The organism is Citrobacter sp. Cpo126 (genome assembly GCF_030332445.1).
GTDB lineage: Bacteria > Pseudomonadota > Gammaproteobacteria > Enterobacterales > Enterobacteriaceae > Citrobacter > Citrobacter portucalensis.
On sequence record NZ_JAOWHT010000034.1, the window covers coordinates 1 to 18,742 of the forward strand.

Annotated in this window: 21 protein-coding genes and 1 tRNA gene; 11 read left to right on the plus strand and 11 right to left on the minus strand. The window is 54.7% G+C overall.

The genetic code is table 11. The annotated features are described in order from the left end of the window. Nucleotides 1-73: 73 nt before the first annotated feature. From OGY17_RS13610 to OGY17_RS13650, 9 genes are all read left to right on the plus strand, one after another. Nucleotides 74-652, plus strand: coding sequence for a recombinase family protein (locus OGY17_RS13610; protein ID WP_150388430.1), 579 nt, complete (start codon nucleotides 74-76; stop codon nucleotides 650-652). Between the two features lie 64 nt (nucleotides 653-716). After that, nucleotides 717-1,904, plus strand: a complete 1,188-nt coding sequence (locus OGY17_RS13615; protein ID WP_150388431.1) for a phage tail sheath protein — start codon at nucleotides 717-719, stop codon at nucleotides 1,902-1,904. A 12-nt stretch (nucleotides 1,905-1,916) separates the two neighbouring features. After that, a complete protein-coding gene (locus OGY17_RS13620) occupies nucleotides 1,917-2,435 on the plus strand; it encodes a phage major tail tube protein (RefSeq protein WP_149617897.1) in 519 nt (172 codons plus the stop codon). Nucleotides 2,436-2,497: 62 nt separating this feature from the next. Beyond that, nucleotides 2,498-2,779, plus strand: coding sequence for a phage tail assembly protein (locus OGY17_RS13625; protein WP_023223220.1), 282 nt, complete (start codon nucleotides 2,498-2,500; stop codon nucleotides 2,777-2,779). A 32-nt stretch (nucleotides 2,780-2,811) separates the two neighbouring features. Continuing rightward, nucleotides 2,812-2,931, plus strand: a complete 120-nt coding sequence (locus tag OGY17_RS13630; RefSeq protein WP_000763326.1) for a GpE family phage tail protein — start codon at nucleotides 2,812-2,814, stop codon at nucleotides 2,929-2,931. Beyond that, complete coding sequence (locus OGY17_RS13635; RefSeq protein WP_286607571.1) at nucleotides 2,924-5,353, plus strand: phage tail tape measure protein; 2,430 nt, start codon at nucleotides 2,924-2,926, stop codon at nucleotides 5,351-5,353. Before OGY17_RS13630 ends, OGY17_RS13635 begins: the two co-directional genes overlap by 8 nt. Before the next feature lie 11 nt (nucleotides 5,354-5,364). Continuing rightward, on the plus strand, nucleotides 5,365-5,829 hold the full coding sequence (locus OGY17_RS13640) for a phage tail protein (RefSeq protein WP_103014989.1): 465 nt from the start codon (nucleotides 5,365-5,367) through the stop codon (nucleotides 5,827-5,829). A gap of 2 nt (nucleotides 5,830-5,831) precedes the next feature. Continuing rightward, entirely contained in the window at nucleotides 5,832-7,025 is a 1,194-nt protein-coding gene (locus OGY17_RS13645; protein WP_286607573.1) for a phage late control D family protein, read from the plus strand. 39 nt (nucleotides 7,026-7,064) lie between these two features. Further along, nucleotides 7,065-7,283 (plus strand): DNA-binding transcriptional regulator, encoded by a 219-nt coding sequence (locus OGY17_RS13650; RefSeq protein ID WP_023223216.1) that lies wholly within the window; start codon nucleotides 7,065-7,067, stop codon nucleotides 7,281-7,283. 157 nt (nucleotides 7,284-7,440) lie between these two features. Here the strand turns inward: OGY17_RS13650 and OGY17_RS13655 are convergent. After that, nucleotides 7,441-7,516, minus strand: a tRNA-Ile gene (locus OGY17_RS13655). A gap of 125 nt (nucleotides 7,517-7,641) precedes the next feature. Here OGY17_RS13655 and mug point away from each other — a divergent pair. After that, nucleotides 7,642-8,148, plus strand: coding sequence for a G/U mismatch-specific DNA glycosylase (gene mug / locus OGY17_RS13660; protein ID WP_008785849.1), 507 nt, complete (start codon nucleotides 7,642-7,644; stop codon nucleotides 8,146-8,148). A gap of 45 nt (nucleotides 8,149-8,193) precedes the next feature. Here the strand turns inward: mug and rpoD are convergent, their stop codons facing one another. The 3 genes from rpoD to rpsU form a co-directional block, all read right to left on the minus strand. After that, nucleotides 8,194-10,041 (minus strand): RNA polymerase sigma factor RpoD, encoded by a 1,848-nt coding sequence (gene rpoD / locus OGY17_RS13665; protein ID WP_003024699.1) that lies wholly within the window; start codon nucleotides 10,039-10,041, stop codon nucleotides 8,194-8,196. 164 nt (nucleotides 10,042-10,205) lie between these two features. Beyond that, nucleotides 10,206-11,951, minus strand: coding sequence for a DNA primase (gene dnaG, locus OGY17_RS13670; protein WP_003828467.1), 1,746 nt, complete (start codon nucleotides 11,949-11,951; stop codon nucleotides 10,206-10,208). A gap of 237 nt (nucleotides 11,952-12,188) precedes the next feature. Then, the gene (gene rpsU, locus OGY17_RS13675; RefSeq protein WP_001144069.1) at nucleotides 12,189-12,404 is read right to left on the minus strand and encodes a 30S ribosomal protein S21; all 216 of its coding nucleotides are present in this window, start codon (nucleotides 12,402-12,404) and stop codon (nucleotides 12,189-12,191) included. 236 nt (nucleotides 12,405-12,640) lie between these two features. On the opposite strand from rpsU, the gene tsaD reads away from it, so the two are divergent. Beyond that, nucleotides 12,641-13,654, plus strand: a complete 1,014-nt coding sequence (gene tsaD / locus OGY17_RS13680) for a tRNA (adenosine(37)-N6)-threonylcarbamoyltransferase complex transferase subunit TsaD (protein ID WP_003024694.1) — start codon at nucleotides 12,641-12,643, stop codon at nucleotides 13,652-13,654. An 88-nt stretch (nucleotides 13,655-13,742) separates the two neighbouring features. On the opposite strand, the gene ureG is transcribed toward tsaD, so the two are convergent. The 7 genes from ureG to OGY17_RS13715 are packed head-to-tail and all read right to left on the minus strand — an operon-like array spanning nucleotide 13,743 to nucleotide 18,672. Next, nucleotides 13,743-14,360 (minus strand): urease accessory protein UreG, encoded by a 618-nt coding sequence (gene ureG / locus OGY17_RS13685; RefSeq protein WP_270422378.1) that lies wholly within the window; start codon nucleotides 14,358-14,360, stop codon nucleotides 13,743-13,745. 9 nt (nucleotides 14,361-14,369) lie between these two features. Continuing rightward, complete coding sequence (locus OGY17_RS13690; RefSeq protein WP_234096780.1) at nucleotides 14,370-15,041, minus strand: urease accessory protein UreF; 672 nt, start codon at nucleotides 15,039-15,041, stop codon at nucleotides 14,370-14,372. Then, nucleotides 15,041-15,499 (minus strand): urease accessory protein UreE, encoded by a 459-nt coding sequence (gene ureE / locus OGY17_RS13695; RefSeq protein WP_048215518.1) that lies wholly within the window; start codon nucleotides 15,497-15,499, stop codon nucleotides 15,041-15,043. The genes OGY17_RS13690 and ureE overlap by 1 nt, the downstream gene beginning before the upstream one ends. A 9-nt stretch (nucleotides 15,500-15,508) precedes the next feature. Next, a complete protein-coding gene (ureC, locus tag OGY17_RS13700) occupies nucleotides 15,509-17,212 on the minus strand; it encodes an urease subunit alpha (RefSeq protein ID WP_079935214.1) in 1,704 nt (567 codons plus the stop codon). Continuing rightward, nucleotides 17,205-17,525 (minus strand): urease subunit beta, encoded by a 321-nt coding sequence (locus OGY17_RS13705; protein WP_286607580.1) that lies wholly within the window; start codon nucleotides 17,523-17,525, stop codon nucleotides 17,205-17,207. The genes ureC and OGY17_RS13705 overlap by 8 nt, the downstream gene beginning before the upstream one ends. Before the next feature lie 9 nt (nucleotides 17,526-17,534). Then, nucleotides 17,535-17,837 (minus strand): urease subunit gamma, encoded by a 303-nt coding sequence (locus OGY17_RS13710; protein WP_003024678.1) that lies wholly within the window; start codon nucleotides 17,835-17,837, stop codon nucleotides 17,535-17,537. 10 nt (nucleotides 17,838-17,847) lie between these two features. Beyond that, the gene (locus OGY17_RS13715) at nucleotides 17,848-18,672 is read right to left on the minus strand and encodes an urease accessory protein UreD (RefSeq protein WP_206196572.1); all 825 of its coding nucleotides are present in this window, start codon (nucleotides 18,670-18,672) and stop codon (nucleotides 17,848-17,850) included. Nucleotides 18,673-18,742: the final 70 nt, after the last annotated feature.

The window sequence follows — 18,742 nt, forward strand, 5'->3', positions numbered from 1 at the left end:
AAACCAACGTTTAAGAAAATGCAGGTTTAAGCCTCAACTGGCATCATTCCGGCTTTTGCATGAGGGAAAAAGGATGCAGGTTGGTTATGTGCGTGTATCAACAAATGAACAAAACACCGCGCTACAGCGTGACGCGCTGGAGCGGTCGGGATGTGAGCTAATATTCGAGGATAAAATCAGCGGCAAATCGACAAACAGACCAGGATTAAATCGCGCTCTCAGGCAACTAAATGCCGGTGATACTCTCGTTGTCTGGAAGCTCGACCGACTCGGGCGTAGTATGCGTCATCTTGTCTCGATGACTGAAGAGCTTCGCCAGCGCGGGGTTAATTTCCGAAGCCTGACCGACAGTATTGACACTTCAACGCCAATGGGGCGTTTTTTCTTCCATATCATGGGGGCTCTTGCGGAAATGGAGCGCGAGCTCATTGTCGAACGAACCCGCGCCGGTCTGGATGCTGCCAGAGCACAAGGCAGAATCGGAGGTCGTAGGCCGAAGCTGACGCCTGATGAATGGGCTCAGGCTGGCCGGTTGATTGCGGCCGGGGAGTCACGACAGCGTGTCGCACTGATTTTTGATGTGGGTATATCGACGCTGTATAAAAAATTTCCGGCGACAATTCCCGTTGTGTCAGCCACCGGCGAACCCTGACAAATAGCCCCCTGTAAACGTACACCCGACAATATCACTCACCCCAACTAACGGAGTTAAACGGATGAGTGATTTTCATCACGGTGTCGAGGTCGTCGAAATTAACGACGGCACCCGCACAATCTCGACGGTATCAACAGCGGTCGTTGGTATGGTCTGCACGGCCAGCGATGCTGACGCCGGGGCATTTCCGCTCAATGAGCCGGTGCTGATTACCAACCCACAAAGCGCCATCGCAAAAGCCGGTACTAAAGGTACCCTGGCAAAATCCTTACAGCTCATCGCTAACCAGTCAAAACCGGTTGTTGTTGTCGTGCGTGTCGCCGAGGGTACCGGTGATGACGAAGAGGCACAGGCGCAAACCATTTCTAACATCATCGGCACCACGGATGAGAACGGCAAATACACCGGGCTGAAAGCGCTGTTAACGGCGAAAGCGGTCACCGGCGTGAAGCCACGTATTCTCGGTGTTCCGGGTCTCGATACTCAGGAAGTGGCGACCGCGCTTGTCTCTGTGGCTCAGAAACTTCGCGCTTTCGCCTATGTCAGCGCGTGGGGCTGTAAAACCATTTCTGACGTCATTGCCTATCGTGAGAATTTCAGCGCGCGTGAACTCATGATTATCTGGCCTGAATTCCTCGGATGGGATACCACGGCCAGCGCCACAACGACCAGCTACGCGACCGCCATCGCGCTGGGTCTGCGCGCCAAAATTGATAATGACACCGGCTGGCACAAAACCCTGTCAAACGTCGGCGTCAATGAGGTCACCGGTATCAGCGCGTCCGTCTTTTGGGATTTGCAGGAAAAAGGTACCGATGCTGACCTGCTGAATGAGGCCGGTGTTACCACGCTGATTCGTGCCGATGGTTTCCGTTTCTGGGGTAACCGTAATTGCTCCGATGACCCGCTGTTTCAGTTTGAGAACTACACCCGCACGGCACAGGTCATCGCCGACACAATGGCCGAAGGGCATATGTGGGCGAATGATAAGCCCATCACCGCGACGCTGATTCGCGACATTATCGACGGCATCAACGCGAAATTCCGCGAGCTGAAAAGCGGCGGTTACATCATCGATGCGACGTGCTGGTTTGACGAAGAGGCGAACAGCAAAGAAACCCTGAAGGCCGGGAAACTGTTTATCGATTATGACTATACGCCGGTGCCACCACTCGAACACCTGACCTTACGCCAGCGCATCACCGATAAATATCTGGCGAATCTTATCTCGTCCGTCAACAGCAAATAAGGAGCCTGACAAATGGCATTACCGCGCAAGCTCAAACTCATGAACCTGTTTATCGACGGGGTGAGTTATCTCGGCGTCGTGCAGTCCGTCACGTTGCCAAAATTAACCCGCAAGCTCGAGAAGTATCGCGGCGGCGGGATGAATGGCTCAGCCTCGGTTGACCTTGGCCTCGATGACGATGCACTGTCGGCTGAAATCTCGCTCGGCGGTTTTCCTGATGATGCTGTCTGGTCGTTATATGCCGCCACCGGTACGGCCTCCGTGCCGCTACGTTTTGCAGGGTCTTACCAGCGTGATGACACCGGCGAGACCGTGCCGGTTGAGGTTGTTCTTCGTGGCCGTCAGAAAGAAATCGACCTCGGCGAAGCCAAGCAGGGCGAGGACACTGAGTCGAAAATCTCGCTCGAGTGCTCGTACTACAAGCTGACCCTCAACGGTAAAGATATGGTCGAAATTGACACCGTGAACCTCGTCGAAATAGTGAACGGTACCGACATGCTCGAGGCACACCGACAGAATATCGGCCTGTAATTATTGTCCCGGTCAGCATGGCTGGCCGGGGATCCTGAAACCTGAATTTAACGAGAAATATCATGGAAAAAACTAACGAAAATATCGTCACTCTGATTAAACCCATCAAGCGCGGTGAGCAGGTTATTTCCGACGTCACCCTGTTAAAGCCGTGTGCCGGAACCCTTCGCGGCGTCAGCCTGGCATCTGTCGCAAATTCTGACGTCGATGCGCTGATTAAAGTGCTGCCACGCATGACCATGCCGTCGCTGACCGAGCAGGAAGCCGCCGCGCTGGAGCTGCCCGACCTGCTGTCGTTTGCCGGTAAGGTGGTCGGTTTTTTGTCACCGAGTTCGGCGGCGTAACCTTCCCGAAAAAACTCTCGGTCGATGACCTGATGGCTGACATAGCGGTAATTTTTCACTGGTCGCCATCAGACCTTTATCCCATGAGCCTGACCGAGCTCGTCAACTGGCGCGAAAAAGCGCTACAGCGAAGCGGAAACACGAATGAGTAATAACCTCAAACTCGAAGTGCTGCTGAAAGCTGTCGACCAGGCGACCCGACCCTTTAAAGCGATCCAGACGGCGAGTAAATCGCTGTCTGGTGATATCCGCATGACTCAGCAATCCCTGCGTGATTTGAATGGTCAGGTATCGAAAATAGACGGTTTTCGTAAAACCAGTGCGCAACTGGCGGTAACCGGCCAGTCGCTGGAAAAAGCAAAACAGGAAGCTGAAGCGCTGGCGGTGCAGTTTAAAAACACGGAACGGCCAACAGCGGCACAGGCCAGAGTGCTGGAGTCAGCGAAACGCGCGGCTGATGGGTTGCAGACGAAATATAACAGCCTCACGCAGTCTGTTAAGCGGCAACAGGCCGGGCTCGGTAAAGCGGGGATAAATACCCGCAACCTGACGAATGATGAAAATCGCCTGAAAAATAATATCAGCGAAACGACCGCACAACTTAACCGACAGCGTGAAGCACTGGCGCGCGTCAGCGCGCAACAGGCGAAACTGAGTGCAGTACAAAAACGCTATCAGGCAGGGAAGGCTCTGGCAGGGAATGCCGCCTCGATGGGCGCTGCCGGGGTAGGTATGGCAACAACAGGTACTCTCGCCGGTGTTGCACTAATGAAACCCGGTTATGATTTTGCTCAGAAAAACTCTGAGCTTCAGGCTGTTCTCGGCGTCGAAAAAGATTCAGCTGATATGGTGGCTCTTCGCAAACAGGCGCGTCAGCTCGGTGATAACACCGCCGCGTCGGCTGATGATGCTGCTGGTGCTCAGATTATTATTGCAAAAGCCGGTGGTGATACCGCTGCTATTCAGGCGGCTACGCCAGTGACGCTTGATATGGCGCTCGCAAACCGTCGAACGATGGAAGAGAACGCCGGGTTATTGATGGGGATGCGCTCTGCATTCCAGCTCTCAAACGATAAGGTCGCCCATATCGGTGATGTTCTGTCGATGACGATGAACAAAACCGCCGCCGACTTTGACGGCCTGAGTGATGCGCTGACCTACGCCGCGCCGGTGGCGAAAAATGCCGGGGTCAGTATCGAAGAAACAGCCGCAATGGTCGGCGCACTGCATGACGCCAAAATTACAGGCTCGATGGCGGGTACGGGGAGCCGCGCCGTGTTAAGTCGCCTACAGGCTCCTACGGGAAAAGCGTATGACGCTATTAAAGAGCTCGGCGTAAAAACGGCTGATGGTAAGGGGGACACGCGCCCAATATTTACAATCCTGAAAGAAATGCAGCGGAGCTTTGAGAAAAACAATCTCGGTACCGGTCAGCGCGCTGAATACATGAAAACCATATTCGGTGAAGAGGCAAGCTCAGCTGCTGCTGTATTAATGACTGCCGCCTCAAGCGGAAAGCTGGACCAGCTTACCGCCACGCTTAAAGCATCTGACGGTAAAACGGCTGAGCTCGTCAAGGTCATGCAAGACAACCTCGGGGGCGACTTTAAAGAGTTCCAGTCAGCTTATGAGGCGGTCGGAACAGACCTGTTTGACCAGCAAGAGTCATCCTTGCGTAAGCTGGTACAAACGGCGACTGGGTATGTTTTAAAACTTGATGGCTGGATACAAAAAAATAAATCACTAGCGACGACGCTTGGGGTTATTTCAGCGGCGGCTATCGGTGTTGTGGGGGTTATAGGGGCAATCGGCCTTGTTGCGTGGCCGGTTATTATCGGTATTAACGCCATCATCGCTGCTGCTGGCGCACTTGGTGCTGTCTTTACGACAATCAGTGGCGGGGTTATCGCCGCTATCGGTGCGATTACATGGCCGGTCGTGGCCGTTGCGGCGGCGGTTGTCGCTGGCGCGCTGCTTATTCGCAAATACTGGGAGCCGGTCAGCGCCTTTTTCGGTGGTGTTATCGAGGGGCTGATGAGCGCCTTTGCGCCGGTCGGGGAAATGTTCGCGCCGCTGGCACCCGTCTTTGACGGCCTTGGGGAGAAACTTCGCGGTGTCTGGCAGTGGTTTAAAGCCCTGATAGCGCCGGTAAAAGCGACTCAGGACACATTAAACAGTTGCCGTAATGTTGGTGTCATGTTCGGTCAGGCGCTGGCTGATGCTTTGTTGATGCCGCTTAACGCCTTTAACAAGCTGCGAAGCGGGATTGACTGGGTGCTCGAAAAGCTCGGGGTTATCAACAAAGAATCCAGCTCACTTGACCAGACCGCGGCGAAAGCCAGTGCGGCGACGCAGAATGGTTACAGCCCGGCTATCAGCTCTTACAACAGCTACCAGCCGGTCACGGCACCCGCCGGTAAAACCTACATCGACCAGAGTCGGCCAACCTATCAAATCAACGTGCCGGGAAACGGTATGCCGGGCGGTCGGTTAGGTAATGATTTACAGGATGCCTTAGAAAAATATGAGCGTGAGAAACGCGCCAAAGCCCGCGCAAGCATGATGCATGACTAAGGAGACCGATTATGATGCTGGCACTAGGTATGTTTGTTTTTATGCGTCAGACGTTGCCCTATCAGAGTATGCAGCGCAGCGCGGATTATAGCTGGACGTCAAACTCCCGCGTCGGGAAGCGTGACGCATTTCAGTATCTCGGTGAAGGGGAGGACAAAATTACCCTGAGCGGTGACCTGTATCCTGAGCTGACCGGCGGCAAGTTTTCGATGCTGACGCTTTATGCGATGGCCGAGCAGGGGCGAGCATGGCCGCTTATTTCTGGCTCAGGCTGGATTTACGGGATGTTTATTGTCAGCAATGTCTCGGAGACCGGCACGGTATTTTTTGAGGACGGGTCGCCACGAAAAATCAGTTTCACTCTGTCACTGACCCGTGTCGATGAATCGCTCGCGGCGGTCTATGGCGATATAGGAAAACAGGCCGAGAGTCTGGTCGGTAAAGCGGGCGATCTGCTGTCTAAGGTGGGGGCTTAATCATGCTGGATATTATCACCGGCGCGGGGGCCACACTGACGCCCGATTTTATGCTGACACTGGAAAGCAAAGATATCACCGGCAATATCAGCGACCGGCTGATTAATCTCTCGATGACGGATAACCGGGGCTTTGAAGCTGACCAGCTCGACATTGAGCTCGATGATTCTGACGGGCTTGTCGCGCTGCCGATTCGTGGCGCTGTGCTGTCACTTTATCTCGGCTGGAAAGGTTTCGCGCTCGTTGGTAAGGGGCGATTTACCGTCGATGAGGTGGAGCACCGGGGGGCACCGGATACGGTGACCATTCGCGCCCGTAGCGCTGATTTTCGCGGAACGCTCAATTCACGCCGCGAGGAATCATGGCACGACACCACACTCGGCGCTATCGTCAGCGCGATAGCCGCCCGGAATAAATTAACGGCCAGCGTCGCGGATTCTCTTACCGGGATAAAAATTCCGCATATCGACCAGTCGCAGGAATCCGATGCAGTATTTCTGACTCGCCTCGCGGAACGTAACGGCGGCGCGGTATCGGTCAAAGCGGGTAAATTGCTGATGCTCAAAGCGGGAAGTGGTACGACGGCCAGCGGAAAAGCTATCCCTCAGATTACTATCCAGCGCAGTGACGGCGACCGGCATCAGTTTGCTATTGCTGACCGTGGTGCTTACACCGGCGTAACGGCTAAATGGCTGCACACCAAAGACCCAAAACCGGCGAAGCAAAAGCAAGCGGTGAAGCTGAAGCGCAAGCCCAAAGAGCAACACCTCCGGGCGTTACAGCACCAGAAAGCAAAAGTCGTGAGCAGTAAAACCGCAGCGAAAAAGAAGAAAGAGCAGGAAACCCGCGAGGGTGAATATATGGCCGGTGAGGCTGACAACATTTTCGCACTGACGACCATTTACGCGACAAAGGCGCAAGCGATGCGAGCGGCTCAGGCGAAGTGGGATAAATTGCAGCGTGGCGTTGCGGAGTTCTCAATCATGCTGGCAACCGGACGGGAAGATATTTATCCCGAAATGCCAGTCAGGGTCTCGGGCTTTAAGAGCGTCATCGATGACCAGTCGTGGATAATCAGTAAGGTGACCCATAATCTAGGCGGGAATGGCTTCACGACGGCTGTAGAGCTCGAGGTTATGCTTTCTGGCATAGAATATGAATCAGAAGAAAATGATTCTCAAATGGTGAATAACTGAGTATTATTAATTCACTTTTTGTGAATGTGTGGGGGTGGCATGTTCCATTGTCCAAAATGCCAGCATGCAGCGCATGCTCGTACCAGTCGCTATCTTAGCGAGAATACTAAAGAGCGTTACCATCAATGTACGAATATTAATTGCAGTTGCACATTCGTAACGATGGAGTCTGTAGAACGTTTTATCGTTACACCGGGAACAATAATTCCGGCGCCACCTCACCCGTCGGTGAGTGGTCAGCGGCCATTGTGGCTCTGATAAATTTTCTCTAAAGACCCGCCGCGCGCGGGTTTTTTTATGTGCTCATGAAAGTGGTGGTAAAAAATCCACCGCCATTTCATCGCCACTTGAAAACAAAATGACAAAAAAGCCACTCGCTAGAGTGGCTTAATTATATGATTATAAAGCTAAAATTTGGTGGCCCCTGCTGGACTTGAACCAGCGACCAAGCGATTATGAGTCGCCTGCTCTAACCACTGAGCTAAGGGGCCGTGGCGGTGGATTATAAAGTAACTCTGCGTTGCAATCCAGACATAAGCGTACGGATGCTGTTTTTATAAACAATGTATTTTCAGTCCGTTATACTGGTTCCTCTGATGTATTGTTCGGAGTAATTATGGTTAAGGACATACTGGCACCGGAGCTGCGGGTGGTGTTTTGCGGCATCAATCCGGGGCTTTCTTCCGCAGGTACAGGATTCCCCTTTGCGCACCCCGCTAATCGCTTCTGGAAGGTTATCCATCAGGCGGGATTTACCGATCGCCAGCTTAAACCTGAAGAGGCACAGCACCTGCTGGACTTCCGCTGCGGCGTGACTAAGTTTGTCGACAGACCAACGGTACAAGCCAATGAAGTGAAGCTACAAGAGATGCGTAGCGGCGGTCGTCTGCTTATTGAGAAAATAGAAGAATATCAGCCAGCCGCGCTCGCTATCCTTGGGAAGCAGGCATTTGAGCAGGGGCTTAGCCAGCGTGGGGCGCAGTGGGGAAAACAGACGCTGACCATTGGCGCGACGCAGATTTGGGTATTGCCGAATCCCAGCGGATTGAGCCGGATTACACTGGATAAGCTGGTGGAGGCGTATCGCGAGTTGGATGATGCGCTGGTCATGCGCGGGATGTAAAGAAAAACGCCACCTTGCGGTGGCGTTTGAACTTATACGGCGAGATTAATCGTCCAGGAAGCTACGCAACACTTCAGAGCGGCTCGGGTGGCGCAGTTTACGCAGTGCCTTCGCTTCGATCTGACGGATACGTTCGCGGGTAACGTCGAACTGTTTACCCACTTCTTCCAGCGTGTGGTCGGTGTTCATATCGATACCGAAACGCATACGCAGAACTTTCGCTTCACGGGCGGTCAGGCCAGCCAGAACGTCGTGCGTTGCGGCACGCAGGCTCTCGGTGGTCGCAGAGTCCAGCGGCAGCTCGAGGGTGGTATCCTCGATGAAATCACCCAGATGCGAATCTTCATCGTCGCCGATTGGCGTTTCCATGGAGATAGGCTCTTTAGCAATTTTCAGCACTTTACGGATCTTGTCTTCCGGCATCAGCATGCGCTCAGCCAGTTCTTCTGGCGTCGGCTCGCGGCCCATCTCTTGCAGCATCTGACGGGAGATACGGTTGAGCTTGTTGATAGTCTCAATCATATGTACCGGGATACGGATGGTACGCGCCTGATCCGCGATCGAACGGGTGATCGCCTGACGGATCCACCAGGTTGCATAGGTGGAGAACTTGTAACCACGACGGTATTCAAACTTATCAACCGCTTTCATCAGACCGATGTTACCTTCCTGAATCAGATCCAGGAACTGCAAGCCACGGTTGGTGTATTTTTTAGCGATAGAGATAACCAGACGTAAGTTTGCTTCAACCATCTCTTTTTTCGCACGGCGGGCTTTCGCTTCACCGATGGACATGCGGCGGTTGATATCTTTAACCTGCTCGATGGTCAGGCCGGTTTCTTCTTCAATCTGCTGCAGTTTCTGCAGGCCGCGGTGAACGTCATCTGCAACGTCGTGCAGTTTTTCAGACCACGGTTTGTTCATCGCGATTGCCGCGTTGAACCAGGTTTCGCTGGTTTCGTTGCCAGTGAACAGGGTGATGAAGTTTTTCTTCGGCATTTTGCACTGCTCAACGCAGAGCTTCATGATCAGACGTTCCTGAGTACGCACGCGGTCCATCATGACGCGCATGCTGTTTACCAGGTAGTCGAACTGCTTCGGCACCAGGCGGAACTGTTTGAACACTTCGGACAGCTTCTGAATTTCTTCCTGCGCGGCAGCATGGCTGCGGCCTTTCGCTTTGATGGTGTCGCGAGTGATTTCGTACTGAGTACGCAGTTCACCGAATTTTTCACGCGCTAACTCAGGGTCGATGCTGTTGTCATCATCGCTGCTGTCGTCGTCGCCATCTTCTTCATCTTCGTCTTCATCGTCATCCATCTCTTCCTGAGAGAGTTCAGAACCGACGTGGGTCGCCGTTGGCGCCATGTCTTCTTCCGCGTTTGGATCGACAAAGCCAGTGATCAGATCGGAAAGACGTGCTTCTTCAGCTTCTACGCGATCGTACTGCTCAAGCAGGTAGGTGATAGCTTCCGGGTATTCGGCAACGGAGCATTGAACCTGGTTAATCCCGTCTTCGATGCGTTTAGCGATGTCGATTTCGCCTTCGCGGGTTAACAGTTCAACGGTACCCATTTCACGCATGTACATGCGGACCGGGTCAGTCGTACGACCGATTTCGGACTCAACGCTGGACAGAACCTGGGCAGCCGCTTCTTCCGCGTCTTCATCGGTGCTGTTGGAGGTTTCAGCAAGCAGCAGATCATCGGCATCAGGTGCTTCTTCCATCACCTGAATACCCATGTCATTGATCATTTGGATGATGTCTTCGATTTGATCTGAATCGACGATATCTTCCGGCAGATGGTCATTGACCTCGGCATAGGTCAGATAGCCTTGCTCCTTACCACGTTGGACAAGAAGCTTCAGCTGTGACTGCGGGTTTTGCTCCATAAGACGGTATCCACACTTAATTCGTTTGATTGGTGTTGGGCGGTAAAACCGCCAACGGCAAAACGAGGGCATACTTATATTTTGCCGCTGCCTCTCCGTGCGGCTGTCGGGGGCTTCCCGATCGATATTCGGCAGTTAAGCCGTTAAATACTTTTGTCTTTCTGTTATTTCTTGGCCAGTTCCTGGTTCAGTGTCCAGAGTTCCCGGCGTTCTTCGCTGCTTAAACCGTGTGTGCGCTCACGAGCTATCAACTCTTCCTGGCGCAGTTCAAGCATCGAATCAAACATATGGTTGAGTGAGTCGGTGAAGGTTTTTTCCGCGATATCTTTATCTGCTATATCGTCCCACATCGACAGTTTTTCAAGGGTCGCAGCATCATTTGTGCCACGGTAGTGTTCTAAAAGTTGCCCGGTGGTCAGACCTGGCTGAGCCAGACAAGTGTTGACCAGTTCTCTGAATAAGCCAAGTCCAGGCAGCTTATTACTATCCAGTGCGCCTAACGGTGGAACCAGCGGGGCGAGGCCCGGGTTCTGTACCAGCAACCCTATAAGTATACGCATGGTCGTACGTTTTAGCTGTGGAACAGGGCGGGAAGCCCCATTTTCTGCCAGTTTAGGCATTAAACGTTCAAGCTGGCTGTCATCCAGAATGCCGAGCTTGTTCCCCAACTCCTGTCGCAAGTAAATGCGCAACGTTTCGCCTGGTACCTGAGTAATCAGCGGTAATGCCAGCGTACTGAGCTGTGCGCGTCCGTCCGGGGTACTCAAATCCACCTGCGGCAGCAGGCTGTTAAATAAAAACGCGGAGAGCGGCAGCGCCTGCTCCATCCGGGCTTCAAAGGCCTCTTTCCCTTCTTTACGCACCAGCGTATCGGGGTCTTCGCCGTCAGGTAAAAACATGAAGCGTAGCTGGCGTCCGTCTGTCATATAGGGCAGTGCGGTTTCCAGTGCGCGCCATGCTGCGTCGCGTCCGGCACGGTCGCCGTCGTAACAGCAAATTACGTTGTTCGTCGCGCGGAACAACAGTTGGATGTGATCGGCAGTAGTTGACGTCCCTAGGGATGCCACGGCGTAGTTAATGCCGTATTGCGCCAGCGCCACCACATCCATATAGCCTTCTACCACTAACAGGCGCTGTGGATCGGCGTTATCCTGCTGGGCTTCATAAAGGCCATACAGCTGGCGGCCTTTATGGAAAATATCGGTTTCCGGGGAGTTCAGATATTTCGGCAGGGCATCGCCCAGCACGCGTCCACCAAAACCAATGACTCGACCACGTTTGTCGCGAATGGGGAACATCACCCGTTCGCGGAAGCGATCGTAACTGCGTCCCTGATCGTTGGTGACCAACATCCCCGCATCGACCAGCGATTTGCGATTCTCAGCATTGCCGCCAAACCGTTTCAGGACGTTGTCCCAGCCGGGGGGCGCAAAACCAATAGCAAAACGGGTGATAACGTCGCTACTTAATCCTCGCTTTTCCAGGTACTGGCGCGCAGGGGTAGCGGCGGGCTGCATCAAAGACTGTTGATAAAAAGTGTTCAGGCCGTCCATCAATTGATAAAGGCTTTGCCGTTGATGGCGCTCTATCTGACTGGGGCCACTGCCTGCTTCATAGGGCACTTCAAGGTTGTGCATTGCGGCCAGTTCTTCGACGGTTTCCACAAACTCGAGCTTGTCGTAGTTCATGAGAAAGTCGACGGCGTTGCCATGCGCGCCACACCCAAAGCAGTGATAAAACTGTTTTTCACCGTTTACGGTGAAAGAGGGGGTTTTTTCGTTATGGAACGGACAGCACGCGTGATAATTTTTGCCCTGCTTTTTCAGCTTTACCCGCGCGTCGATGAGATCGACGATGTCGGTTCTTGCCAGCAGGTCATTGATAAAAACGCGAGGAATTCGTCCAGCCATAAGCCCCTGTTTTTTGATGACTCATATACACAAAATCATTCAGGATGCATCAAGGCGGCAAGGAAGCGAATCCTCAGGAGCGTACAGCAGTACGTGACTGGGGTGAGCGACTGCAGCCAACACTGAGGCAGCTTGAATGATGACGTGTATAAACGAAAATAAGCCGCGCATTCCTTCCGGAAGCACGGCCTTACAACTACAACTCAGTCTGAATTGAGAGCTTTGGCTCTCAATGGATTAGTACAGACGAGTACGGCGTGCGTTTTCGCGAGCCAGTTTCTTCGCGTGACGTTTCACAGCAGAAGCTTTAGCGCGCTTACGTTCGGTAGTCGGTTTTTCATAGAACTCACGACGACGAACTTCCGCCAGAACACCTGCTTTTTCGCATGAACGCTTGAAGCGACGCAGTGCTACGTCGAACGGCTCGTTTTCACGTACTTTAATTACCGGCATGTAACTCTCACCTTTAATAAATTCGGTTTGCCGCTGGCATCAACGCCAGCTTATTTCAAAATGGTGCGGAATTTTACTGCAATTGCTGCTGCTTTGTAAAGCACCGACGCGATTTTGAAAGGGACTTTTATAAGGACAAGGAGTATACACGAGCGAAACTCCTGGGGCGAACAAAGTTTTACATCAACCCGCATTGGTCCTACACTGCGCGGTAATAGAGCGAGGTAAAACAAGTCATGCGTGTACTGGGTATTGAAACATCCTGCGATGAAACCGGCATCGCCATTTACGACGATGAAAAAGGTCTTTTAGCCAACCAATTGTATAGTCAGGTGAAATTACATGCTGACTACGGCGGCGTAGTGCCTGAACTGGCCTCGCGCGATCACGTACGTAAAACCGTACCGTTGATCCAGGCCGCGCTGAAAGAAGCGGGACTGACGGCAAAAGAGATCGATGCGGTGGCGTATACCGCAGGTCCTGGTCTGGTTGGTGCGCTGCTGGTTGGCGCAACCGTAGGACGTTCGCTGGCGTTCGCCTGGGGCGTACCGGCAATTCCTGTGCACCACATGGAAGGGCATCTGCTGGCGCCAATGCTGGAAGATAATCCCCCTGCATTCCCGTTCGTCGCGCTGCTGGTTTCCGGCGGCCACACGCAGCTGATCAGCGTCACCGGTATCGGTCAGTATGAATTGCTGGGCGAATCGATTGATGATGCTGCCGGTGAAGCGTTCGACAAAACCGCCAAGCTGCTGGGATTGGATTATCCTGGTGGCCCAATGCTGTCAAAGCTGGCATCACAAGGCGTTGAAAAACGTTTTGTCTTCCCGCGTCCGATGACTGACCGTCCGGGGCTGGATTTCAGCTTCTCAGGTTTGAAAACCTTCGCTGCGAATACCATTCGTAATAACGAAAATGACGATCAGACCCGCGCTGATATCGCCCGAGCGTTTGAAGATGCGGTGGTTGATACGCTGATGATCAAGTGCAAACGCGCGCTGGATCAAACCGGTTTTAAACGTCTGGTGATGGCGGGAGGCGTGAGTGCGAACCGTACGCTGCGCGCAAAGCTGGCTGAGATGATGCAAAAACGTCGTGGCGAAGTGTTTTACGCGCGTCCGGAATTTTGTACCGATAACGGGGCGATGATCGCCTACGCGGGCATGGTGCGCTTTAAAGCGGGTGCAACGGCGGATCTTGGCGTGACCGTGCGCCCACGCTGGCCGCTGGCGGAATTACCGGCAGCATAAGTTTTTTTTGCCCGGTGGCGCTGCGTTTACCGGGCTTACAAAACCGTAGGCCGGGTCAGGCGAATCCGCCGCCCGGCGATAGCTCTCACTACATCCGCAACATTCCTTTCTCTTCCAGAAACGCGATAATTTTGTCCAGGCCTTCTCCAGATTTTAAATTACTAAACGTCCATGGACGCTCGCCGCGCATGCGCAAGGTATCGCGCTCCATCACCTCCAGCGATGCGCCGACGTAAGGGGCAAGATCGGTTTTATTGATCACCAGAAAATCGGATTTGGTGATCCCCGGACCGCCTTTACGCGGGATCTTCTCGCCTTCGGCAACATCGATCACATAGATCGTCAGATCCGCGAGTTCCGGGCTAAAGGTGGCGCTCAGGTTATCGCCGCCGCTTTCCACAAAAATCAGATCCAGATTGCCGAATTTCTCGCTCAGCGCTTCTACGGCGGCCAGATTCATCGACGCATCTTCGCGGATGGCGGTATGCGGGCAGCCACCGGTTTCCACACCAACGATCCTCTCTGGCTCCAGTGCGCCCGCCTCGGTGAGAATGCGCTGATCTTCTTTGGTGTAGATATCATTGGTCACTACCGCCAATTGATAGCTGCTGCGCATGGCTTTGCATAACGCTTCCAGCAGCGCCGTTTTGCCCGAGCCAACCGGGCCACCAACGCCCACACGCAAGGGATGTTTGTAGTTACTCATTTTTTCTCCTCAGGAGCGGAATAATCGGGAATATTGGGTTTCATGCCGGGCAGACGCGATAGCGGCCAACGGCGTTGCGGAGCCGAGGCTGGTGTCAGGACACGTCAGCGCCTGTGCCAAACCCTGCGCATAGCGATCGCAGAGCGCAATAATCAAACGCTGGGCCGCCTGTTGTCCAAAAGGAACCAGCTTGACGCCAGCCATGACAGCGCTCTCAATCCAGCTGTAGCCGAGGCTTAACGCCAGCTCCGTCAGCGGAATTTTCCAGCGTACGCCCAGCCAGGCCATGCCGCAGAGTTGGCTGTCGACAAAGAGGGTGCGCCATTCTCGCGAGCAATCCGCCTCCCAGTCGGTGACCAGCCGCGTAAACGCCGCACCCCGACTGCGTTCTTCATCCCGCAGTTCGCGGGTTTCGCGACAGGCCAGCAGGTAAGCGCTCCAGCGGCGTGCTGCGTCGAGATCGTCCTGCTCGCAGGCGCGATACAGTCTCGCCAGCAGCGGTAGGTCAACGGTAAAAAAGTTCTGCTCCATCTGCTGGATTTGCCAGGCAGAGAAGTCATCGACGCTTTTCACCCAGCCGATTTCCACCGCCCACTCCAGACCCTGGGACCAGGTAAATGACCCTACCGGGAGCGCGCTGCTGGCGAGCTGCATCAGACGTAGCTGTTGGCTGTTATGCATCAGTGCGCATGGCCGTGGTGATGCCCGTGTGATTCACTGGCATAAGCGCCTGCTTCAGGTTCAAACGGCAACTGGGCGAACGTCACCTCAAGGTTGAACTGGCGCAGCATGTCGTCCAGCACATGATCGTGATGGTAGCGCAGTTCGTCCGGCAGGATTTGCAGCGGAACGTGGCGATTACCGAGGTGATAACAGGCTTTGGCGAGCAGGAAAGGATCGGCGCAGCGCACCACGGAAACCGACTCCGGTGCGGCGATCACTTCGATCACTTCGCTGCCATCGTCGGTACTTAGCAGATCGCCACCGCGCAGCAGCAAACCACGCGGTAGCATTAGCCCGGCTTCGCGACCGTCGTTCAGTGCTACCCTGGCGCGACTTTTTACCCGGATATCAATGGGCAGCGTGACGCTTGCAGTAACGCGGTGAGCGTGGTCAAGGCGTTGGGTCAGATAGATCATCGTCACTCCTCAAAACAGAAAATAGCGTTGCGCCATCGGCAAAACATCTGCCGGTTCGCTGGTGATAAGTTCGCCATCAATACGCACCTCGTAAGTCTGAGCATCGACGGTGATATTGGGTTGCAGGCCGTTGTGGATCATGTCGACCTTTTTCACTGTCCGACAGCCTTTGACGACGGCGATAGCGCTTTGCAGATTGAGCTGCTGCGGGATGTTTTGCGCGTCAGCGGCCTGCGAAATAAAGGTCAGCCGGGTGTGGTGCCGCGCCGCGCCAAGCGCGCCGAACATCATGCGGTAATGCACCGGCTGCGGGGTGGGGATCGAGGCGTTGATATCGCCCATTGGCGCGCAGGCGATCATCCCGCCCTTGACGATCGTCGCCGGTTTTACGCCAAAAAAGGCGGGCGACCACAGCACCAGATCGGCCAGTTTGCCTGGCTCAACGGAACCGACTTCATGGGCTATACCGTGGGTTAATGCCGGGTTGATGGTGTATTTGGCGACGTAGCGTTTAACGCGCAGGTTGTCGTTGTCACCGGTTTCTTCTGCCAACGGGCCACGCTGAACCTTCATGCGGTGCGCCACCTGCCAGGTACGCAGGATCACTTCGCCAACGCGCCCCATCGCCTGTGAATCGGATGAGGTCAGGGAAAACGCGCCAATGTCATGCAGCACATCTTCGGCAGCGATTGTTTCCCGGCGAATGCGGGATTCGGCAAAGGCCACGTCTTCGGCGATATCCGGATCGAGGTGGTGGCAAACCATCAGCATGTCGAGATGCTCGTCGATGGTGTTGACGGTATAGGGCAGCGTCGGGTTAGTGGAGGAGGGCAGAATATTCGGATGCGCGCAGGCGGTGATGATATCCGGTGCATGGCCGCCGCCCGCGCCTTCGGTGTGAAAGGTATGAATGGTGCGATCGCCAATTGCCGCCAGCGTATCTTCAACGAAACCGGACTCATTGAGCGTATCGCTGTGCAGCGCGACCTGGATGTCCATTTCGTCGGCCACAGTCAGCGCGCAGTCGATAGCGGCAGGCGTGGCGCCCCAGTCTTCATGGATTTTCAGGCCAATTGCACCCGCGCTGATTTGCTCGCGCAGGGCGTCTGGGTTTGAGCCATTGCCTTTGCCCAGCAAACCAATGTTAACCGGCAACGCATCTGCCGCCTGCAGCATGCGCGCGATGTACCAGGGGCCCGGTGTGCAGGTGGTGGCGTTGGTTCCTGCGGCCGGACCGGTGCCGCCGCCGATCATCGTCGTCACGCCAGAAACCAGCGCCTCCTGCGCCTGCTGTGGGCAGATCCAGTGAATATGCGTATCCACGCCCCCCGCGGTGACGATCTTGCCTTCCCCGGCAATGACTTCAGTTCCCACGCCTATCGGGATCGTGACGTTGGGTTGAATATCGGGATTACCTGCTTTGCCGATAGCGAAGATCCTGCCGTTTTTGATGCCGATATCCGCTTTCACGATCCCCCAGTGATCGACGATCAGCGCGTTGGTGATCACCAGATCCACGCATGCATCGGCGCGCATTTGTCCCTGGCCCATGCCGTCGCGGATCACTTTTCCGCCGCCGAATTTGACCTCTTCGCCGTAGGTGGTGAAGTCTTGTTCCACCTCGATCCACAGGTCGGTATCCGCCAGGCGCACTTTATCGCCTGTGGTTGGGCCAAACATGTCGGCGTACGCCTGCCGGGAAATGTCACTCATTATCTGCCTCCAGTGCGCCCATCACTTCGCTGCGATAACCCACGATCCTTTGTGCACCAGCAACGCGCACCAGTTCGACTTCGCGTTTTTGTCCCGGCTCAAAACGCACCGCTGTGCCCGCAGCAATGTTCAGACGAAAACCGCGTGCAGCCAGCCTGTCAAAGCGCAGCGCCGGGTTCACTTCGTAAAAGTGATAGTGCGATCCCACCTGGATGGGTCTGTCGCCATGATTTTCCACCACGATCGTGCAGATCTCCCGCCCTTGATTAAGCGCAATATTGCCTTTTGCGATCTGATATTCACCTGGGATCATTGCTGCTCCTTAGACGATCGGATTGTGGACAGTGACCAGCTTCGATCCGTCCGGAAATGTGGCTTCAACCTGAATATCCGGGATCATCTCCGGTACGCCTTCCATCACCTGATCGCGGCGCAGGACGTGACGCCCGTCTTCCATCAGCGCGGCCACGGTTTGCCCGTCCCGCGCCCCTTCCATGATGAAAGCGCTAATTAGCGCCACCGATTCCGGGTAGTTCAGCTTCAGCCCGCGGGCCAGGCGACGTTCCGCCACCAGCGCGGCGGTAAACAGCAGCAGCTTGTCTTTTTCTCTGGGAGTCAGTTCCATTAGGGTTCTCTTAGGTTTGCCAGATTCGCGGGAGTACGGGCGCTTTATGTGTCAGCAGCGGGCGCAGAAATTGCCAGATGTCGCGCATAACGCGCTGGACAACCAGGTTGTCGTTAGCAAGAAAACGGATTGTCAGCAACGAATCGTTAAGCGTTGCCCCGGCGTAATCGCCAAGCGCCGTAAGCCGCTCCCGCGTGCCCTCGAGCATATGTTCGCTGGCCGGATAACACAGCAACGTGCCGACCCAGGGATGATGTGCGACGCCGCTCAGATTCCCCTCCTGCAACTGCAAGCGTTCTATCAGCAGTGGCTGCCCATCTCGCCATACTTCCAGGCGGTTTTGCAGCGTGCCGTAACTGAAGGTCTCCTGCATAACCGGTCGGCCAAGACACAGCAGATCCCAGGCCAGCAGGCGGCTTGCGGATGTCAGATGAAAGACGGTCTGAATAGCGGCGTTGGCGCCGGGAAAGAGGATCGTATCCTGCGGCAGCCACTCCAGCGTCGCGTGGGGTGCGAGGGTAAAATGCTGGCGCAGCAATGCCTGCGGTCCACGGCTGCGGTAAAACTTTCCCGCGCCAGGCTGGGTGATTAACGCGTGGCTGTTTTCGTCGAGCGTTACGGCGATATGGAGCTCATCCCCGCCGACGATCCCCGCCGGTGGATGAAGCAAATAGAGATGGCAAACGTCCTCTTCCGGGTAAAACGGGCGTTGAACCGTCAATGGACCATGATGACGCGCCGAGGCGAGCACCGTTTTGTGCCCGGTGCAGGTGAAATGCAGATCCAGTTCGGCCTGCCAGCCCCGTGTGAGTGTCTCGTGCGCAACCGTGTCCAGAGCGTTTCCCCTATCAGCATGAGGGTGTTTGCATACAAAAAAGTATGCCTCAGCGCATCGGGAAATCGAT